Here is a 17,545-nt window from a genome sequence, read left to right as displayed (position 1 = left end):
GACGGTTCCTCTCGTTACAGACTTGCGACGGCGGTTCGGATGTGTGCGAGGATGCGCGACGCCGAAGTCGGGGCGGGGCTCGGCCCGGGATCGCAGGCGGCCAGGTTCGCGGCGCGGGCGTGGACGAACGCCGCGGCTGCAGCGGCCTCGCCGGCCGGCAGACCCGCAGCCAGCAGCGCGCCGATGACCCCGGTGAGCACATCTCCGGATCCCGCTGTGGCAGCCCACGATTGGCCCGCCGCGTTGAGATACACCGGGCCGCCGGGCTCGGCGATGACGGTCACGTTGCCCTTCAGCAGCACGGTCACGCCGAGTCGGTCGGCCAGCTTTCGCGTCGCACCCACGCGGTCGTCGCCAGGCGGCGAACCGGTCAGGCGCGCGAACTCGCCGGCGTGCGGCGTCAGCACGGTCGGCGCCTCCCGGCCTTCGACGAGGTCGGGATGCGCGGCCAGGATGGTCAACCCGTCGGCATCGACGATCGTGGGCAACCCGCTCTCCAACGCGAACCACAGTGCCGTCGCGCCCCGGTCGTCGGTGCCCAGACCGGGCCCGACGGCCCACGCCTGCACTCGGCCCGAAGCGCTCGCGTTCGGCGCCGCGATCACCTCCGGCCACTGCGAAAGCACCTGCTGCCCAGCGCTTCCCGCGTAGCGGACCATGCCCGACGTTGCAGCGACCGCTGCCCCCGTGCACAGGACCGCAGCCCCTGGATAGGTTGCGGACCCCGCGAGGATCCCGGTGACCCCCTGGGTGTACTTGTCGTCCTTCGGGCCGGGCACCGGCCAGCGGGCGGCGACGTCGGCGGCGTCGAACGCCATCAGGCCGGAAGCCGGCAGGTCCAGTCCGATGTCGACCAACTCGACGCGGCCGCAATCGCCCAGCGCGTGAACGGGTTTCAGTCCACCGAACGTCACCGTCAAGGTGGCTCGCACATGCGGCCCGTCGGCGACGCCGGTCTGCACATCGACGCCGCTGGGGATGTCGACGGCGACCACGGGGATGCCCGCTGCTTCGACGGCGTCGAACACCTCGGCCGCATCCGGTCGCAACGATCCGGACCCGGAGATTCCCACCACGCCGTCGATCACCAGGTCCGCCTGCTGCGGGACGGCCTCGACGACGCGGCCGCCGGCGGCGGTGAACGCCGCGAGCGCGCTGCGGTTAGTGCGGTCGGGCTTCAGCAGGATCGTCGCTGCGGCGGCGCCGCGGCGGCGCAGGAACGTCGCGGCCCACAGCGCGTCACCGCCGTTGTCGCCGGAGCCGACCACCGCGCAGACATGCCGTCCGGCTATCCCACCGGTCCGCAACACCAGTTCGCGTGCGATCGCGACGGCGAGGGCGTTGGCGGCGCGGCGCATCAGGGCGCCGTCGGGCAGGGACGCCAGTAGCGGCGCTTCAGCCTCGCGGATCTGCTCGGCGGTGTAGTAGTGCCGCATCGTCACCCACGTTAGTGCGCCGCTCGCCTTCGGGACGCCGAAAGCGCCAGAGACTATTCGACGGTGACCGACTTGGCCAGGTTGCGTGGCTTGTCGACGTCGTAGCCGCGGGCCTGCGCGACACCGGCGGCGAACACCTGCAGCGGAATCGTCGACAGCAGTGGCTGGAAAAGAGTTGACACCGCCGGGATTTCGATCAGATGGTCGGCATACGGGCGCACCGTGTCATCGCCCTCCTCGGCGATGACGATGGTGACCGCGCCGCGGGCCTGGATCTCGCGGATGTTCGACAGCAATTTGGCGTGCAGCATCGGCGAGTTCTTCGGCGACGGCATCACGACGATGACAGGAAGATCGTCTTCAATCAGCGCGATCGGACCGTGTTTGAGTTCGCCCGCCGCGAAGCCCTCGGCGTGCATGTACGCCAGCTCCTTGAGCTTGAGCGCGCCTTCGAGCGCGACCGGATAGCCGACATGCCGGCCGAGGAACAACACGGTCTGCGACTGCGCGAAGCGGTGCGCCAACGCGCGGACCGGTTCGACCGTCTCCAGCACCCGGGCGACCAGATCGGGCATGGCCTCGAGTTCGCGGTACTCCCGCTCCACCTCGTCGGGGTATTTGGTACCGCGCGCCTGCGCCAGTGCAAGGCCCACAAGATAGTTGGCGGCGACCTGGGCGAGGAACGTCTTGGTCGACGCCACACCGATCTCCGGTCCGGCCCGGGTGTACAGCACCGCATCGCACTCTCGCGGAATCTGGCTGCCGTTGGTGTTGCAGATGGCCAGCACCTTGGCCTTCTGCTCCTTGGCGTGCCGCACGGCCTCTAGCGTGTCGGCGGTCTCCCCGGACTGCGAGATAGCGACCACCAGCGTGTGCTGGTCCAAAACCGGGTCGCGGTAACGGAATTCGCTGGCCAGTTCCGCTTCGACGGGCAGCCGGGTCCAGTGCTCGATCGCGTACTTGGCCAGCAGCCCGGAATGGTAGGCAGTGCCGCACGCGACCACGAACACCTTGTCGATTTCGCGCAGCTCCTGATCGGAGAGCCGCTGCTCGTCGAGCACGATGCGGTTGTCGGCGAAGTGGCCGAGCAGCGTGTCGGAGACGGCCGCGGGCTGCTCGGCGATCTCCTTGAGCATGAAGTACTCGTAGCCACCCTTTTCCGCTGCCGACGTGTCCCAGTCGATGTGGAAAGGACGGGCATTCGAGGCGCCGTCCACCCCGTGGAAATCGGTGATGCGGTAGCCGTCGGCGGTGACGACCACCGCCTGGTCCTGACCGAGTTCGACGGCGTCGCGGGTGTGTTCGATGAATGCGGCGACGTCGGAACCGACGAACATCTCGCCGTCGCCGACGCCGAGCACCAGGGGTGTGGAGCGGCGCGCCGCGACGATCGTGCCGGGGTCGTCGGCGTTGGCGAAGACCAGCGTGAAGTGCCCCTCCAACCGGCGCAGCACGGCCAGCACCGACGCGGGGAAGTCACCGGCGGTGTCGCCGTCGCGGTACTGCCGGGCGACCAGGTGCACTGCGACCTCGGTGTCGGTGTCGCTGGCGAACTCCACCCCGGACTCCTCGAGTTCGGCCCGCAGGGCGGCGTAGTTCTCGATGATGCCGTTGTGGACGACGGCGATCTTGCCCGCCGCGTCGCGGTGCGGGTGGGCGTTGCGGTCGGTGGGCCTGCCGTGCGTGGCCCAGCGCGTGTGCCCCAGGCCGGTGGTTCCCGTCAGCTCGTCCCGATCGGTCTCGGTCAGCGTGGCTTCCAGGTTGGCCAGCCGCCCGGCCCGGCGGCGGACGGTGAGCCCGCCGTGTCCGTCGAGCAGAGCGACTCCCGACGAGTCGTATCCGCGGTACTCCATCCGGCGCAGTGCGTCGACGACGATCTCGCAGGCAGGGCGCTGCCCGACGTAGCCGACGATTCCGCACATAGGCATTCAGGGTAGTGCAAGAGCCGCTCTGAGCCCTGTGGGCTACGGTCGTCTGGTGGCCAGCACGAAGAAGCTCTTCAAGGCTTTGACCCGCCGCGGCCCGCACCGCGTTTTGCGCGGTGACCTGGCGTTCGCCGGCCTTCCCGGCGTCCTGTACACCCCCGAAGCCGGTTTGAACCTACCCGGTGTCGCATTCGGTCACGACTGGCTCGCGGCCGCGGAACGGTACGAGGGGACGCTGGAGCATCTGGCGTCGTGGGGCATCGTCGCCGCGGCGCCGGCGACCGAGACAGGTCTGGCGCCGTCGGTCCTCAATCTGGCGTATGACCTGGGCACCGCGCTCGACATCATCTCCGGCGTCCGGCTCGGCCCAGGCGAGATCAGCGTGCACCCGACCAAGCTCGGCGTCCTCGGGCACGGGTTCGGCGGCTCGGCGGCGGTGTTCGCGGCGGCCGGCATGCCCGCCAAACCGAAGTCCGTGGTTGCGATCTTCCCCACAATCTCCGCGCCGCCCGCCGAGGAGCCCGCAGCGGCGCTGCAGGTTCCCGGGCTGGTGCTGAGCGGGCCGGGAGACCCGATGACGCTGCGGTCCAATGCCGTGGAACTCGCACGCGCCTGGAAGACGGCGACCCTGCGCACCGTCAACAAGGCCAAGCCGGGTGGCTTGATCGAAGGCCGCCGACTGGCTCGGGCCGTCGGTCTGCCGGGTGCCGACCGCAGCACACAGAAGGTGGTGCGGGCGCTGATCACCGGATACCTGCTGCACACCCTGACCGGCGACAAGGCTTACCGGGACTTCGCCGATGCGGGGGCAGCGTTGCCGAAGGCGCCGACGGTCGACCCGTTCGCCGACGACCCAGTTGCGCTGGAGAACAAGGTCGTCGCGCTGCTGAAGCCCTGAGCGGTGCCAACCAACCGGTTGGGTGTATAACCTTTTGATGCGGACCGGGATCTTCCTCAACTACACCGACGGCTTCCTGCAGGCGGTCGATCAGGTCGTCGAGCTCGAGAAGGTCGGGGTGGACCTGGCCCTGGTGGCCGAGGCGTACTCCTACGACGCGATCAGCCAGCTCGGTTTCCTGGCCGCGAGGACCTCGACCATGGAACTGGGCACCGGCGTGGTGCCGATCTACATCCGCACCCCCACCTTGCTGGCGATGTCGGCCGCGGGGCTGGACTACGTCTCGGGCGGGCGCTTCCGGCTCGGCATCGGAACCTCCGGGCCGCAGGTGATGGAAGGCTTCCACGGCGTGCCGTTCGATGCGCCACTGGGACGCACCCGCGAAGTGGTCGAGATCTGCAGGCAGGTGTGGCGCCGCGAGCGCGTGCAGTTCGACGGCAAGCACTACCGGATTCCGCTACCCGCCGACCAGGGCACCGGACTGGGCAAGCCGTTGAAGTTGATCAATCATCCTGTCCGCGAGCGTATCCCGATCACCATTGCCGCTCTCGGGCCGAAGAACGTCGAACTCACCGCGGAGATCGCCGAAGGCTGGCAACCGGTGTTCTTCTATCCGGAGCACGCCGACGAGGTGTGGGGTGAGGCGCTGCGGGCCGGCTTCGGCCGACGCGATCCGTCGCTGGGCCCGCTGGATGTGATGGTCAGCGCGCCGCTGGCGATCGGCGAGGACGTCGACGACCGGTTGTCCTGGGTGAAGCCGCAGCTGGCGCTCTACATCGGCGGAATGGGCGCCCGGGGACGTAACTTCTACCACAATCTGGCCACCCGCTATGGCTACGGTGAAGTTGCCGACGTGATCCAGGACCTCTACCTGTCCGGCAAGAAAACCGAGGCCATCGCGGCGGTACCGGATGACTTGGTGCGCAACGTGTCGCTGGTCGGTCCGCGGGCATTCGTCCAGGAGCGCATCGCCGCCTTCTCGGAAGCGGGCGCGACGACGCTACTGCTGCAACCGCTTTCAGCTGACCGCGGCGAAACCGTGAGGTTCGTCGAGCAATTGCGCGAGCTGCTTCCGTAGCGGATTTCCGGGATGTGGCGGCATCCCTGTACAGTGGGTGCAGCGGCATCGTCTGTTCTGCCTCTTGCCGCATCTCGATCGTCACACCGAGCGCCGCGGATCCTCCGCGCCGGGCAGGACGACCACACTGAACTTTCGGAGCTTTTACTTGTCTGTGCAAATCCCCAGTGGCACAAGCGTGCCCACATTCGCCGACCTCGGCCTACCACAAGCCGTCGTCGCCACCCTTGCCGAAAACGGCATAACCTCCCCCTTCCCCATCCAGGCCGCGACGCTGCCGGATTCGCTGGCCGGTCGCGACGTCCTCGGCCGCGGCCGCACCGGGTCCGGCAAGACCTATGCGTTTCTGTTGCCCGTCGTGGCGAGGCTCACAGCGAGCCGGACCAAGCGCGTTCCCGGCCGCCCGCGTGCGCTGATTCTCGCGCCCACCCGTGAACTGGCCGCTCAGATCAGCGACTCCCTGGCTCCGCTGGCCGCGGCCACCGATCTGCGATCGGTGACGATCATCGGTGGTGTCGGGCCCAACCCGCAGATCCAAGCGCTGCGCCGAGGTGTCGACATCGTGATCGCCTGCCCCGGCAGGCTCGAAGACCACGTCAAGTCGCGCCACGCCGACCTGTCGGCTGTGGAGATCACCGTGCTCGACGAGGCCGACCACATGGCCGACCTCGGTTTCCTCCCCCCGGTGAAACGACTGCTGGACAAGACACCCCGCGGCGGCCAGCGGATGCTGTTCTCGGCGACGCTCGACGGTGGCGTCGATGTCCTCGTGAAGAGGTACCTCACCAATCCCGTTGTGCAAAGCGTTGATTCGGAGCAGTCGCCGGTCACCGCCATGGTGCACCACGTCTTGCACGTCGAGAAGGCGGCTCGGCTCAACGTGCTGGCAGACCTTGCCGCGTCGCCGGGCCGGACGATCGTGTTCGCGCGCACCAAACACGGCGCCAAGAACCTTGCCCGCCAGTTGAATTCGCGCGGTGTGCCCGCAGTTGAGTTGCACGGCAACCTGTCGCAGAACGCGCGGACGCGGAATCTGTCCGCGTTCTCTGACGGTTCGGCCACGGTGCTGGTGGCGACGGACATCGCCGCGCGTGGCATCCATGTCGACGACGTGGGCCTCGTCGTGCACGCCGATCCACCGGTCGAGCACAAGGCGTATCTGCACCGGTCGGGCCGGACCGCACGAGCCGGGGCCGACGGCACGGTCGTGACGCTGATGCTCGATGAGCAGGTCTCCGATGTGCGGCAGTTGACGCGCAAGGCCGGGGTGAAGCCGACGGTCACGCGATTCAGCGGTTCGTCGCATCCGGTGCTTCACGAGATTTCGCCGGGCGAGCGGACGTTCGGAGATCCGATCGTCGCCACCCGGCCGGAGCCCACGAAGCCACGGCAACCCGCCCCGGCCAAGGGCCAGCGGTCGCGTCGCCGCCGCCCGTCGCGGACGAGGCGCCCGGCCAACGCCTAGCTGCGGCGAGTCGCCGCAATCACTGCGGTATGAACCGTCAGAATTGTGGGTATTCAGGTCTCACTCTCGAAAGAGGTGCAGCGATGAACTCCGAAACATACGGGCTGCAGAACACGACCAGAGTTTGTGTGCGGCCCCCGAGATCACATCTGTCGGCCCACCGCCGGACAACCACAAGAGCAGGGTTCGCAGAGGTCCTGCGGCGCAGGCGCCACCGGGTCGTTCATCCGTGGTGTGAGCACTGCGGCACGACCCATCGCGACGGCGTGGTCGCCGCCGAGTGCGTCCGCCTGCTGGTCAGCCGCCCCGACTAGGCGTCACTCACCAACCTGAGGCAGTTCGTCGGCGGCGATCTGGCACGGTGTGCCGGCGTCGGACGGCAGCGGTTCGGGCGCCGGGGCGACGGTCAGCGGCTCTGCCGGCGGCGGGGCCGGCGTTGCAGCGGGCTCGCCGGGCGGCGCTTCCGGAGCGGCAGCCTCGGACTCCGGCGGGCAGTCGGTCGCGGCGGCAGGGTCGACCGGCTCCATATCCTCGTCTACGTTCTCTGTGTCCTCCTCGCTCGGCTCATCGGGTTCGTCCTCTTCGCTCTCCTCTTCGCTCTCGTCTTCGCCCTCGACGTCCGGCTCCTCGACGTCCAGCGCGTCGTCGGCTCCTCGTGGGTCCTCGAGTGAACCCTCGCCCAGCAATCCGCCCAGCATGTCGCCCAGCTGCTGGCCGAAGCTCGACAAGCCGCCGCCGCCCATGCCGGGCAAACTGCCGCCGAGCGACGGCAGCGAAGGACTGGCCGCCGGTTGCGCCATCATGGGATCGGCGGGTGCCGCCCCCACATATGGCGCCGGCGCCGCGGTCGTTGAGGGAAGCGTTGTAGGAGCCGGCGCACTCCACGCTGCCGGGGCGACGGGCACCGGTCCCGCGGGCGCCGGGCTCGCGGCCGGCGCTGGTGCTGACGCTGGCGCGGAGGCGGTTCCCGCGAGGGCCGTCGTGGGGTTGTCGGCCGCGGGTGGGGTCGATTCCGGTCCGATGTCGCCGGGCACTTCGAATTTCGGTTCCGGTTCGGAAGCCAGCTCCTCCGTCGCCGCCTCATAGGCCGCTTCGACCGCGTCAACCGCTGCCCGCATAGCGGCCAGCCACTGGCCGCCGATCACGTTGTCCACGAACGGTTTCACTTCGTGGTCGACCAGCTCGCTGGCCACTGCCCGGTCACCGGCGCCCGTGGTGACGGTGTGCGACGCGGCCAGCCAATCCGCCCGCCGAGCCTGCACGCCGTCGCCGACTTCCAGCACGGTCGCCACCTTGCCGTCGACGGCCCGCCACAGCCGGTCACGCAGGTCCGAATAGGCGTTCGCTGCGGCCCGGACGGCGACCGCTGCAGCGGCCGCCGCCTCGCCGTGACGCCGCAGAAACTCATGCGCCGCGTGCGCGCCGGCGCCCTGCCACGCCGTTGCGAGCGCGCTCAATTGGGTCTGCTGGCGGGCGAGCGCATCGTCGGCTGCCGCCGCTGCCGCTTGCAGCGCGCCGCAATCCGCGTCGAGAGCACGCAGGTCCATACCGTCTTCGTTGGCGTACCAGTCGCGCACCTGCGCCGGGTGCGCCGTCAGGTCCGGATGCTGGTAACCCAGACACTGGCACGCCTGCGCGTACTGCTGGAAATCGGCGACGGCAGGCCCGCCGTCCGCCAAACGCGCTGCCGCGTCGAATGTTTCGGCCATCGTCACACCAGCCGGCGCGCTGCATACACGTCGGCCTCGACGTACCGATCAGCAGAGACCCTGAGCACCGCGGCGATCTCCGCCGACGCCCGCGACCACTGCCGCAGCCCGCTCACGACGTCCTCGACCGCTGACCGCACCGCGTCCCCATGCGCGACGTATGACCGGCCTGCGCCGGCGCCGTCGAACGTCAACTCGCCCAGATGCGTTCGCACTGCCCCGTCGATGAGGCCGGCGACCAGCTCGTACTGCCCTGCGATGCTCAGCAGCGCAGCGGCATCGACGCGGGATGCTTCCCTTGCTCCCATGTATGACTTGGACGCGCGGGCAGGCCCGCAGGTTCCATCGTCAGCGTTGGGCGCTGACCTGCTCGGCGACTCGCGCCGCCAGCTGCCGCGCGGTGTCTTCGTCGGCCGCCTCCACCATCACGCGCACGACCTGTTCGGTTCCCGATGGGCGCAACAAGATTCGACCGGTGTCGCCGAGTTCCGCTTCGACCTCGGCGACAGCGCTGCGGACCGACGGGGCGTCGGCGACCGTCGCTTTGTCGGCCACCGCGACGTTGATCAGTACCTGCGGCAAGGTCCGCATCGGCGAAGCGAGCGCGGCCAGCGAGGTGCGGGTCTGCGCCATTCGCGACATCAACCGCAGCCCGGTGACGATGCCGTCGCCCGTCGTGCCCATCGCCGGCATGACGATGTGGCCGGACTGCTCGCCACCCAGCGCGTAGCCTCCGGCGCGCAGTTCCTCCAGCACATACCGGTCCCCCACGCTGGTGGTGCGGACCTCGATCCCTGCCGCCCGCATGGCCAGATGCAGGCCGAGGTTGCTCATCACGGTCGCCACCAGAGTGTTCGACGTCAGTTCGCCGCTCTCCTGCATGGCCAGGGCCAGGATCACCATGATCGCGTCCCCGTCGATCACCTGGCCCTGGGCGTCGACGGCGAGGCACCGGTCGGCATCGCCGTCGTGCGCGAGCCCGATGTCGGCCCCGTACGACACGACCGCGGACCGCAGCGTCTCCATGTGAGTGGATCCACAGCGGTCGTTGATGTTCAGGCCGTCCGGAGCGGCGTTGATCGTGATGACGTTGGCCCCCGCGGCACGGTAGGCATGCGGCGCGGCGGCCCACGCGGCGCCGTTGGCGCAGTCGACCACGACCGTGAGCTCGTCCAATCGCGTGGTGACGGCCTTGCCGACGTGGCGCAGGTAGCGGTCGAGTGCGTCCTGCGCGTCGACCACGCGACCGATCGCGGCGCCCGTCGGCCTGCTCTGTGAACCCTGGGTGACCAGTTCTTCGATCCTGTCCTCGGTGGCGTCGTCGAGCTTGTGCCCGCCGGGACCGAAGATCTTGATGCCGTTGTCGGGCATCGGGTTGTGTGAGGCGCTGATCATCACGCCGAAGTCGGCGTCGTAGGCGCTGGTCAGGTAGGCGACTGCCGGTGTCGGCAGGACTCCGACCCGCAGCGCGTCGACACCCTCGCTTGCCAGACCCGCGATGACGGCGGCTTCGAGCATCTCCCCGCTGGCGCGCGGGTCGCGGCCGACGACGGCCACCCGACGAGCGTGGCCGCCGGTGCTGCCCAACCGACGCGCCGCCGCGGAGCCGAGCGCCAGCGCCAGCTCAGCAGTCAGGTCCTGGTTGGCGATGCCGCGCACTCCGTCGGTGCCGAACAGTCGAGGCATGCCGACAAACTTCTCATAACTGGGCGCCGCAGAGCCAACCGCGGCGGTCGACGGCCATGCCGTCGCCGAATCGGTATCCGGGCGCGACGCGCCACCCGCGCCCAGCCGACGCGTTGAATACAAAACCGCCGGGCATGCGATGCACACCCGGCGGTTTCGCGGCTTGGTCAGCGCTTGCTGTACTGAGGCGCCTTGCGGGCCTTCTTCAGGCCGTACTTCTTGCGCTCGATGGCCCGCGGGTCGCGGGTCAGGAAGCCGGCCTTCTTCAGGGCAGGCCGGTCCTCCGGCTGCACCAGGATCAGCGCACGGGCGATCGCCAGGCGCAACGCGCCGGCCTGGCCGGACGGGCCGCCGCCGTCGAGGTGCGCGTAGATGTCGAAGCTCTCCAGCCGATCCACGGTGACCAGCGGAGCCTTGATGAGCTGCTGGTGGACCTTGTTCGGGAAGTAGTCCTCGAGGCTGCGGCCGTCGAGGTTGAACTGGCCGGTGCCGGGGACCAGCCGAACGCGGACCACGGCCTCCTTGCGGCGGCCCACGGTCTGGATCGGGCGGTCGATGAAGACCGGTTCGCGTGGAGTCGCCTCTGCGGTCGCCTCGGTCACGGCTTCGGTGGTGTCGTCGGTTGTCTCGACTGGCTGGGTCACTGGGCCACCTGCTTGATCTCGTACGGAATCGGCTGCTGGGCGGTATGCGGATGATCCGGACCGACGTAGACCCGCAGCTTCTTCTGGATCTGCCGGCCCAGCTTGGTGTGCGGGATCATGCCCAGGATCGCCCGCTCGACGACCCGGTCGGCGTGCTTTTCCATCTCGTCACCGAGCGAGCGCTTGCGCAGACCGCCGGGATAACCCGAGTGGCGGTAGGCGAACTTCTTCTGCAGCTTGTCGCCACCGATGGCGACCTTGTCGGCGTTGATGACGATGACGAAATCGCCACCGTCGACGTTCGGGGTGAATGTCGGCTTGTGCTTGCCACGCAGCAGATTCGCTGCCGCGACGGCGAGCCGGCCGAGCACCACGTCGGTGGCGTCGATGACGTACCACGAACGTGTGGTGTCACCCGCCTTCGGCGTGTACGTAGGCACAGCGCTACCTTCCTTTTTGCCCTGTCGGGTTTCGGATCCCGGTGACCCGGGTGCCGGTCAGGCGATATGCGGCGAGTTTTCTCGGCGACCGACGTTGACCCGAGAACCCGTGCTTTCCGCACGCCAACGAGGCAGCTTACCTGCGGGCGTCGTCGCAGGTCAAAACGGTGCATCACCGGGCCTACGGCGCGGTACAAACATAGGGAAACCCCTGATTCCTTTTCGTCTCCGTCGCCTTAGCGTCTCCGCGGGGCCGCCGGCATGTCGGCCGGCCCCGCAACCGCAATTTCGAGAACGCTGGAGTGAGAATGATTCGTGGTCTGATCGTCGCCGCATTCGTCATCGCCGCAACCGCGGCCGGTGCAGCGACCGCATCTGCCGACGTCTACTACAAGAACTGCACCGCTGCCCGCGAGGCCGGCGCGGCACCGATCATGCAGGGCGAGGACGGCTACGCCGCGCACCTCGACCGCGACGGCGACGGCATCGCCTGCGAGTAAGGGTTGTGCGCCACCGTGGCCGCTCTCCTCGGCCACGGTGGCGCGAACCGTGCGTGCCCTTCGGCTCCCCTCCAGTCGGGCCCGCACCGGATTCACGGGGCTATGCGCCCCAGGCACTCGCGGCCCTGCGGTCGGTCGCGGCGACGTCCTCGGCGCCGTCGCGAACCGCATTGCCGAGGCTGATCAAAATGTCGTTGAGCGCAGCGGCCGCCTGATCCCACCTCGCCTGCTCGATCCGGTAGGCGTCGGCGGCCTGGCGGGTCCACACTTCCCGCAGCGGCGCGATCTGAGCCCGCAGGTCGTCGAGGGCGGCGTTCAGCCGGGCCGAGGTACTGTGGATCTCCTGCCGAACGGCGTACTCGATCTCGTCGAAGTTGTACGACAACACGTGACTCATCACGACTCCTTCAGAGCTGGTGGGCGACGGCACCGATTTGGTGCGAATGGCTTTCGGTGGCCTCGCGCAGGGTCTGCTCGTTGAGCCGGATGGTCTCGGCGATCCGTTGCAGCGAGCCGTGAAGCTTCAGCGATTCGGTGTTCCACCGGTCGACGACATCACGGAAGCGGGTCGCCGCGACGCCGCCCCACACCGAGGCAGGCACCGCGGTCATTCGGCCGATGAACGACTGCAGCATCGCGCGCATCTCCTCGTTGCGGGCGTCCGTGTTGTTCGCGACAGCGGTCATCAGGTCGAAATCGGTGTGCAGTGAACCGCTTTGCGGTGTCGTCATGAGCATCCTTTCGGCGTCTCTTTGCGATGGCTCTGACTGATACGACGCACCAGGCGAGTGTCCGGTTCCATCGACTTCACGAGACCGCGTGTGCAGAGCTGATCACCCGGTCGCACACCTCGCGCACGCTGGACTCCCGACCGGGTGCGCTCTGGCAGCCGATCGCGATCCGGACACCGTCGTCGACGAGCACCGTCCACGCGACGTGATGGTCTGCTCGCAGCTCCCGATACGTCACCGCACTGCGGCCGGCCCGAGCGCCGGAGGCGTCGAACTCGACGAAGACATCCCCCGGTTCGTCAGCGAGCGCGGTTCGCAACGCTGCTGCGGTCTGCGCCAGGTCGGTTTGCGGTCCGCCAACCGACTGCGTGAGGTGCAGCGATACGTCGTCCGACGGTGACGTGATCTCGAGCCGGGCCGATCCCGGGCCTGACGTGATTCGTTGCACCGGCCAGGCGGCGGGCACCATCACCTCGACGCGGCCCTCCACCAAGACCCTCGCCGCGGAGTCCGGTGGGTCAGCGGCCACGCGGAACCCGAGTGCGCCGCAGACTGTCGCGGTGACCGCGACAGCGCCGAACCTGACCGCCGCAGCACGCCGTTTGTCTCTGTGCGGACCCGTGATCTCGTCGTCGGGCGAGGCCAGCCGTGCGGCGCCTCGACGCACCGCATCGTCCTCGATGATGCGGGCCGAAACACCTTTCGCCCGTAGTTGTTTGAGAATGCCGCTCACCAGATGGTCGGCCTGCATGCTCGTCGGCGCGTCGACCAATACGGGCCCGGCCACCCCAACTGCTGCGGCCACCTTGTCGCCCACGTCGGGGCCGAGATTGGAAACGACGACCGCACGCGCCCCGACTCTGGTGACGACGAGGAGCTCCGGGGCGACCTCGACGACGGTCGCACGTGTTTCCGCCTGCAGCGCCTCGGTCCGGCCGATCACCTCGACGACCGTCGCGACTTGTTGCGCCGCCGTCCGCAGCCGGTCGATTCGCGCGCTCGGCCACCCCGTCGGGTATACGAGGATTATCGCGTCAGCAGCCGCTGCTGCGTCACGTAGCAGCGCGGTCCACAGCTCCGGTACGGATACCGGGCGTTCGTCGAGCAGCGCCAGCTCGTCGTCAATGGCTTCCAGCGCGACCGAAACCATCTGGGCCTCAACGCGATTGGCGCCTCGCACCGCGGTCGGACCGACTTCGACGACGACCGGGCTCACGGCGGCTCGGTCCAACCAACCTGAATCAGTCGCTCGCCGCCGCCTCGGGTGATCAACGTGCCGCGTCCCGGTGGTTGCGCTGACGGCCGGACTGAGCCCAGGAGTACACCGTCCTCGTTGCTGGTGCTCATCACCAGGCCCATGCAGCCGAGTTCGCGCATCCTCGCCAGCACCGGGTCGAACATCGCCCGGGCCGCGCCACCGGACCGGCGCGCGACGACGACGTGCAGTCCGAGATCCTGTGCGTGCGGCAAGAAGTCGGCGAGCGGGGCCAACGGGTTGCCGGTCGATGCGGCGACCAGGTCGTAGTCGTCGACGACGAGGAACAACTCCGGGCCCGACCACCACGACCGGTCCCGCAATTGTTGTTGTGTCACGTCCTCACCGGGCATGCGCGCCTGCAGTGTGGCGAGCAGTTTCGGCAGTCGCGTGCTCAGCGCCACCGGCGAGGCGGCGTATCCGCACAGGTGCGCGGTTTCGACGACCCCGAGCAGGGAGCGCCTGAAGTCGACGATCTCCAGCAGTGCCCGATCGGCGCTGCGGGTCCGGACGATTTCGTTACACAGCAGCCGCAGCAGTGCGGTCTTTCCGCAACCGGGCTCACCCAACACGAGCAGGTGCGACTGCTCGGCGAAATCCACTGTCACCGGCTCGAGTTCGCGTTCATCCACGCCGATGAGCAGATGGTCCGAGTCTTTGCGGCGCGGCATCGATGTGACGAGTTCGGCGTGCTTCGCCAGCGTCGGGAGCAGTTCGATGCGCGGCGCGCCCTGTCCTGCCCATCGCTGCCGGTGGCGGTCGACGGTCGCACCGACCGCATCGGACAGACCGGCCACGTCGCGTACGCCGTCCCAACGGGGCAGCGCCATCACCATCTCGCGCCCTTCGGCGGTGATGCCCCGGCCTGGCGGCGCGGTGGTCAGCGCGCGCGCCCGCCGCCGATCCATCTCCGACTCGGCCGGGTCGCCGAGGCGTAGTTCTATCCGGGTCGCCATCTGGTCTTTGAGCGCTGGGCGCAGCTCGGCCCACCGCGACGCCGTCACGACGACGTGCACGCCGAACGCGAGCCCCTGCGCGGCGATCACGGTGATCGGCGCTTCCAAGCCTTCGAACTGCTGACGCAAATGGGCCCAGCCGTCGACGACCAGGAACACGTCGCCGTAGCGGTCCTCGGTTGCGTCCGGGTCGCCCGCGGCGCGCCGGGCGCGGTATTCGGCCATCGAGTCGATGCCCAGATTCCTGAAGCGGTCCTCCCGCTGTCGGATCAACGATTCGAGCACGGTAACGGTGCGGCGGCACAGATCGGCATCTGTTCGACCGGCCACCGATCCCACGTGCGGCAGACCGCTCAGGCTGCTCAGCGCACCGCCACCGAAGTCGAAGCAGTAGAAGCCGATCTCGGTCGGACCGTGCATCTCCGCGAGAGCCAGCATCAGCGTTCGCACGGCGGTCGACTTTCCCGACTGGGACGCACCGATGATCGCGCAGTTGCTCGCCGCCAGCCGTGCTGTCAGCAGGTCGCGACGTTGTTCGAACGGGTTGTCCGCCAGCCCGATCGGGGCGTCCAGCTGCTGGCGGCCGCCGGGGTGCCCGAGCAGGCCGAGTGTCGGGGGTGCGTCCAACGGTGGCAGCCACACCGGATGCGCGGCCTGCCCTCGGCCGCCGACTCGGTCCAGGACGGCGCCCAACAGGGTCGGCGTCGGTCTGTGTTCCGACGGCAGCTCCGCATGCTGGGCGACCGGTGCGGCGGTGAACAGCATCGGCACACACGGCTCGGTCCGGGGTTGCGCGCAGGCCCCGGAGACGAAAGCGGTGTGGAAGCGGGTCAGGTCACCGGCAGCGGTCTTCAAGAAAGCCGCGCCGGGAACGCCGGGCAGCGAATGGGCGTCAGCCACGCCCAGCACGGCCCGAGATTCACTGGCGGAGAAGGTCTTGAGACAGATCCGATACGACAGATGGGTGTCCAGGCCACGCAGCCTGCCTTCGTCGAGTCGCTGACTCGCCAACAGCAGGTGGATGCCCAGCGATCTGCCCACTCTGCCGATCGCCGTGAACAGGTCGGCGAAGTCTGGGTGCTGGCTGAGGAGCTCGGAGAATTCGTCGACGACGACGAACAGGGCCGGTAACGGTGGTAGTGACGCCCCGCTCGCCCGAGCCTGGGCGTAGTCCGTCACGTTGGCGAAATTGCCTGCCGCGCGAAGCAATTCCTGTCGGCGATGCACCTCGCCGGCGAGCGCGTCGTTCATGCGGGCGACCAGGTGGGCCTCGTCGGCGAGGTTGGTGATCACCGCGGCGACGTGCCGCGCGCACTCCAACCCGAGAAACGTTGCGCCGCCCTTGAAATCGATCAGCACGAGGTTGAGAACATCCGGTGGGTGGATGGTGATCATGCCGAGCACCAGGGTGCGAAGCAGTTCGGACTTCCCGGAGCCAGTCGCCCCGACACAGAGGCCGTGCGGACCGATGCCGTTGCGCGCAGCCTCGTTGATGTCGATGCGCACCGGTGCGCCGTCGGTGGTGACGCCGATGGGCACCGGCTGAATCCCACGGGGTCGGGTCCAGATCTCTTCGGCGTTGATCTGGCCGGGCCGCTCGAAGCCCAGCAGATCGAGCCAACTACGGGACGGCGACGCAGGGAGCGCGCTGCTCGCAGCGACCGCGTAGTGAGCCGCCAGCCGCCGAGCGCACATGGCTGCCTGCACCGGTGTCAAACAGTCGGGCTGCCAGCTCACCTCGGACTCATTGGTGCTCAACAACAGCCGGTCGACGTCGACGTCCGCGTACACGACGCGGGGCGATCCCTCGTCGCGAACCGGCCCGATCTCGACGAGCGTGACGCCGCCGGTTATCCCTTCGACGTCGGGCGGCGCCGCGCCGTCGACGATCGCGACGATGTGCAGATCTGCGGAGTCGTACAGCGAATATCGATGATGTGGTAGCCATTTCAGCCAGTCCCACTCACCGCGTCGTGACGGGGCGGCCACCGCGACGACCGCTACGTGACCGGGAGCATGGAAGGCGGCCAACTGGCACACCATCGCACGCACCAAACCCCGAGCTTGCCCTTCGTCACCGCCGACCGCTATCACGCTGTGCCGCCGCAACCCGACCACAACCGGCTGGCGCTCCACGACCGAACGCTGACGAATCAAGGCGCGCACCGCGGACACCGTCACGGGATCCCGCTCGTCGACCGGGCCGTAGTCGGGCGCCACCAGTGGCGTGGCCAACGGCTGGTCACCGATGCCGACCCGGACACAGCAGAACTCGTCGTCATCGGGGCGCCGCTCCCCGATCCGGTTGTCCCCCAACGTCCACAAAGACTCGGCGGCGGGATGGCGCCAGTGCTGTGAGCGGTGCTGGTCCACCGCCGCGGTCACCACGTCGTCGTCCAGGCGGTCAAGGTAGCGCAGGTAATCGCGCCGGTTGCCGTCGATCTCGGCGAACCGGCCGGCGCCGCCTCGAAGCCCGTAAGCCACGGTGCCGAGAACAGACATCAACATCATCACCGGGAAGAACATGAACATCGGTCCGCGGCCCGCGCCGGACCCGGACGTGAAGTAGACAGCCATCATGCTGACGGCGGCGACCAGCATGGCCACCGGCAACAGCCGGGCGACAGCATTGCTTGGCGCCGCTTTCGGCAGCGCCGGAGGTGGTTTCACCTCGACGCTGCACGGCTGACGAGAAAACTCCATCGCCGAAATAGACGCCGCGTAGCCCGATTCGGTTCCATCCCCAGCCGGAACAATCAGTGCATCCACGACCCCGCGGACGGCGTTACGGTGAGCGCACCGGCGTCATTCGGAGGGATGTT

General features: G+C 68.6%; 15 protein-coding genes. 4 read left to right on the top strand and 11 right to left on the bottom strand.

All coding sequences use genetic code 11. The features are described 5' to 3' along the window. Positions 1–14 precede the first annotated feature (14 nt). Positions 15–1,436, bottom strand: a complete 1,422-nt coding sequence (locus tag A5663_RS11010) for a bifunctional ADP-dependent NAD(P)H-hydrate dehydratase/NAD(P)H-hydrate epimerase (protein ID WP_068148118.1) — start codon at positions 1,434–1,436, stop codon at positions 15–17. 53 nt (positions 1,437–1,489) lie between these two features. Next, on the bottom strand, positions 1,490–3,358 hold the full coding sequence (glmS, locus tag A5663_RS11005; RefSeq protein WP_068148083.1) for a glutamine--fructose-6-phosphate transaminase (isomerizing): 1,869 nt from the start codon (positions 3,356–3,358) through the stop codon (positions 1,490–1,492). Positions 3,359–3,413: 55 nt separating this feature from the next. Here glmS and A5663_RS11000 point away from each other — a divergent pair, with 55 nt between their 5' ends. The 3 genes from A5663_RS11000 (at position 3,414) to A5663_RS10990 (ending at position 6,802) form a co-directional block, all read left to right on the top strand. Beyond that, a complete protein-coding gene (locus A5663_RS11000; RefSeq protein ID WP_068148080.1) occupies positions 3,414–4,259 on the top strand; it encodes a dienelactone hydrolase family protein in 846 nt (281 codons plus the stop codon). 37 nt (positions 4,260–4,296) lie between these two features. Further along, the gene (locus A5663_RS10995; RefSeq protein WP_068148078.1) at positions 4,297–5,337 is read left to right on the top strand and encodes an LLM class F420-dependent oxidoreductase; all 1,041 of its coding nucleotides are present in this window, start codon (positions 4,297–4,299) and stop codon (positions 5,335–5,337) included. 178 nt (positions 5,338–5,515) lie between these two features. Further along, the gene (locus A5663_RS10990; protein WP_156744431.1) at positions 5,516–6,802 is read left to right on the top strand and encodes a DEAD/DEAH box helicase; all 1,287 of its coding nucleotides are present in this window, start codon (positions 5,516–5,518) and stop codon (positions 6,800–6,802) included. A gap of 317 nt (positions 6,803–7,119) precedes the next feature. Here the strand turns inward: A5663_RS10990 and A5663_RS10985 are convergent, their stop codons facing one another. The 5 genes from A5663_RS10985 to rplM form a co-directional block, all read right to left on the bottom strand. Continuing rightward, entirely contained in the window at positions 7,120–8,511 is a 1,392-nt protein-coding gene (locus tag A5663_RS10985; RefSeq protein ID WP_068148075.1) for a hypothetical protein, read from the bottom strand. 2 nt (positions 8,512–8,513) lie between these two features. Then, entirely contained in the window at positions 8,514–8,819 is a 306-nt protein-coding gene (locus tag A5663_RS10980; RefSeq protein ID WP_068148073.1) for a type VII secretion target, read from the bottom strand. A gap of 40 nt (positions 8,820–8,859) precedes the next feature. Further along, positions 8,860–10,197: a phosphoglucosamine mutase gene (gene glmM, locus A5663_RS10975; protein ID WP_068148070.1), complete on the bottom strand. Its 1,338-nt coding sequence runs from the start codon at positions 10,195–10,197 to the stop codon at positions 8,860–8,862. Between the two features lie 167 nt (positions 10,198–10,364). Continuing rightward, positions 10,365–10,841 (bottom strand): 30S ribosomal protein S9, encoded by a 477-nt coding sequence (rpsI, locus tag A5663_RS10970; RefSeq protein ID WP_082974051.1) that lies wholly within the window; start codon positions 10,839–10,841, stop codon positions 10,365–10,367. Continuing rightward, positions 10,838–11,281, bottom strand: a complete 444-nt coding sequence (gene rplM, locus A5663_RS10965; RefSeq protein WP_068148067.1) for a 50S ribosomal protein L13 — start codon at positions 11,279–11,281, stop codon at positions 10,838–10,840. Before rplM ends, rpsI begins: the two co-directional genes overlap by 4 nt. Positions 11,282–11,589: 308 nt before the next feature. On the opposite strand from rplM, the gene A5663_RS10960 reads away from it, so the two are divergent. Then, a complete protein-coding gene (locus A5663_RS10960; RefSeq protein ID WP_068148064.1) occupies positions 11,590–11,781 on the top strand; it encodes an excalibur calcium-binding domain-containing protein in 192 nt (63 codons plus the stop codon). Positions 11,782–11,881: 100 nt separating this feature from the next. Here A5663_RS10960 and A5663_RS10955 read toward each other — a convergent pair whose 3' ends face one another. The 4 genes from A5663_RS10955 to eccCb form a co-directional block, all read right to left on the bottom strand. Beyond that, on the bottom strand, positions 11,882–12,178 hold the full coding sequence (locus A5663_RS10955) for a WXG100 family type VII secretion target (RefSeq protein WP_068148061.1): 297 nt from the start codon (positions 12,176–12,178) through the stop codon (positions 11,882–11,884). A gap of 10 nt (positions 12,179–12,188) precedes the next feature. Next, positions 12,189–12,512, bottom strand: a complete 324-nt coding sequence (locus tag A5663_RS10950; protein ID WP_068148116.1) for a WXG100 family type VII secretion target — start codon at positions 12,510–12,512, stop codon at positions 12,189–12,191. A 76-nt stretch (positions 12,513–12,588) separates the two neighbouring features. Beyond that, positions 12,589–13,728: a type VII secretion-associated protein gene (locus tag A5663_RS10945; protein WP_082974049.1), complete on the bottom strand. Its 1,140-nt coding sequence runs from the start codon at positions 13,726–13,728 to the stop codon at positions 12,589–12,591. After that, positions 13,725–17,426 (bottom strand): type VII secretion protein EccCb, encoded by a 3,702-nt coding sequence (gene eccCb / locus A5663_RS10940; protein ID WP_068148059.1) that lies wholly within the window; start codon positions 17,424–17,426, stop codon positions 13,725–13,727. The genes A5663_RS10945 and eccCb overlap by 4 nt, the downstream gene beginning before the upstream one ends. Between the last annotated feature and the right edge of the window lie 119 nt (positions 17,427–17,545).

It is taken from the genome of Mycobacterium sp. E740, from assembly GCF_001672895.1.
GTDB lineage: Bacteria > Actinomycetota > Actinomycetes > Mycobacteriales > Mycobacteriaceae > Mycobacterium.
Note: the sequence above shows the minus strand (reverse complement) of the source record. Positions and strands in the feature narration are given on the sequence as shown.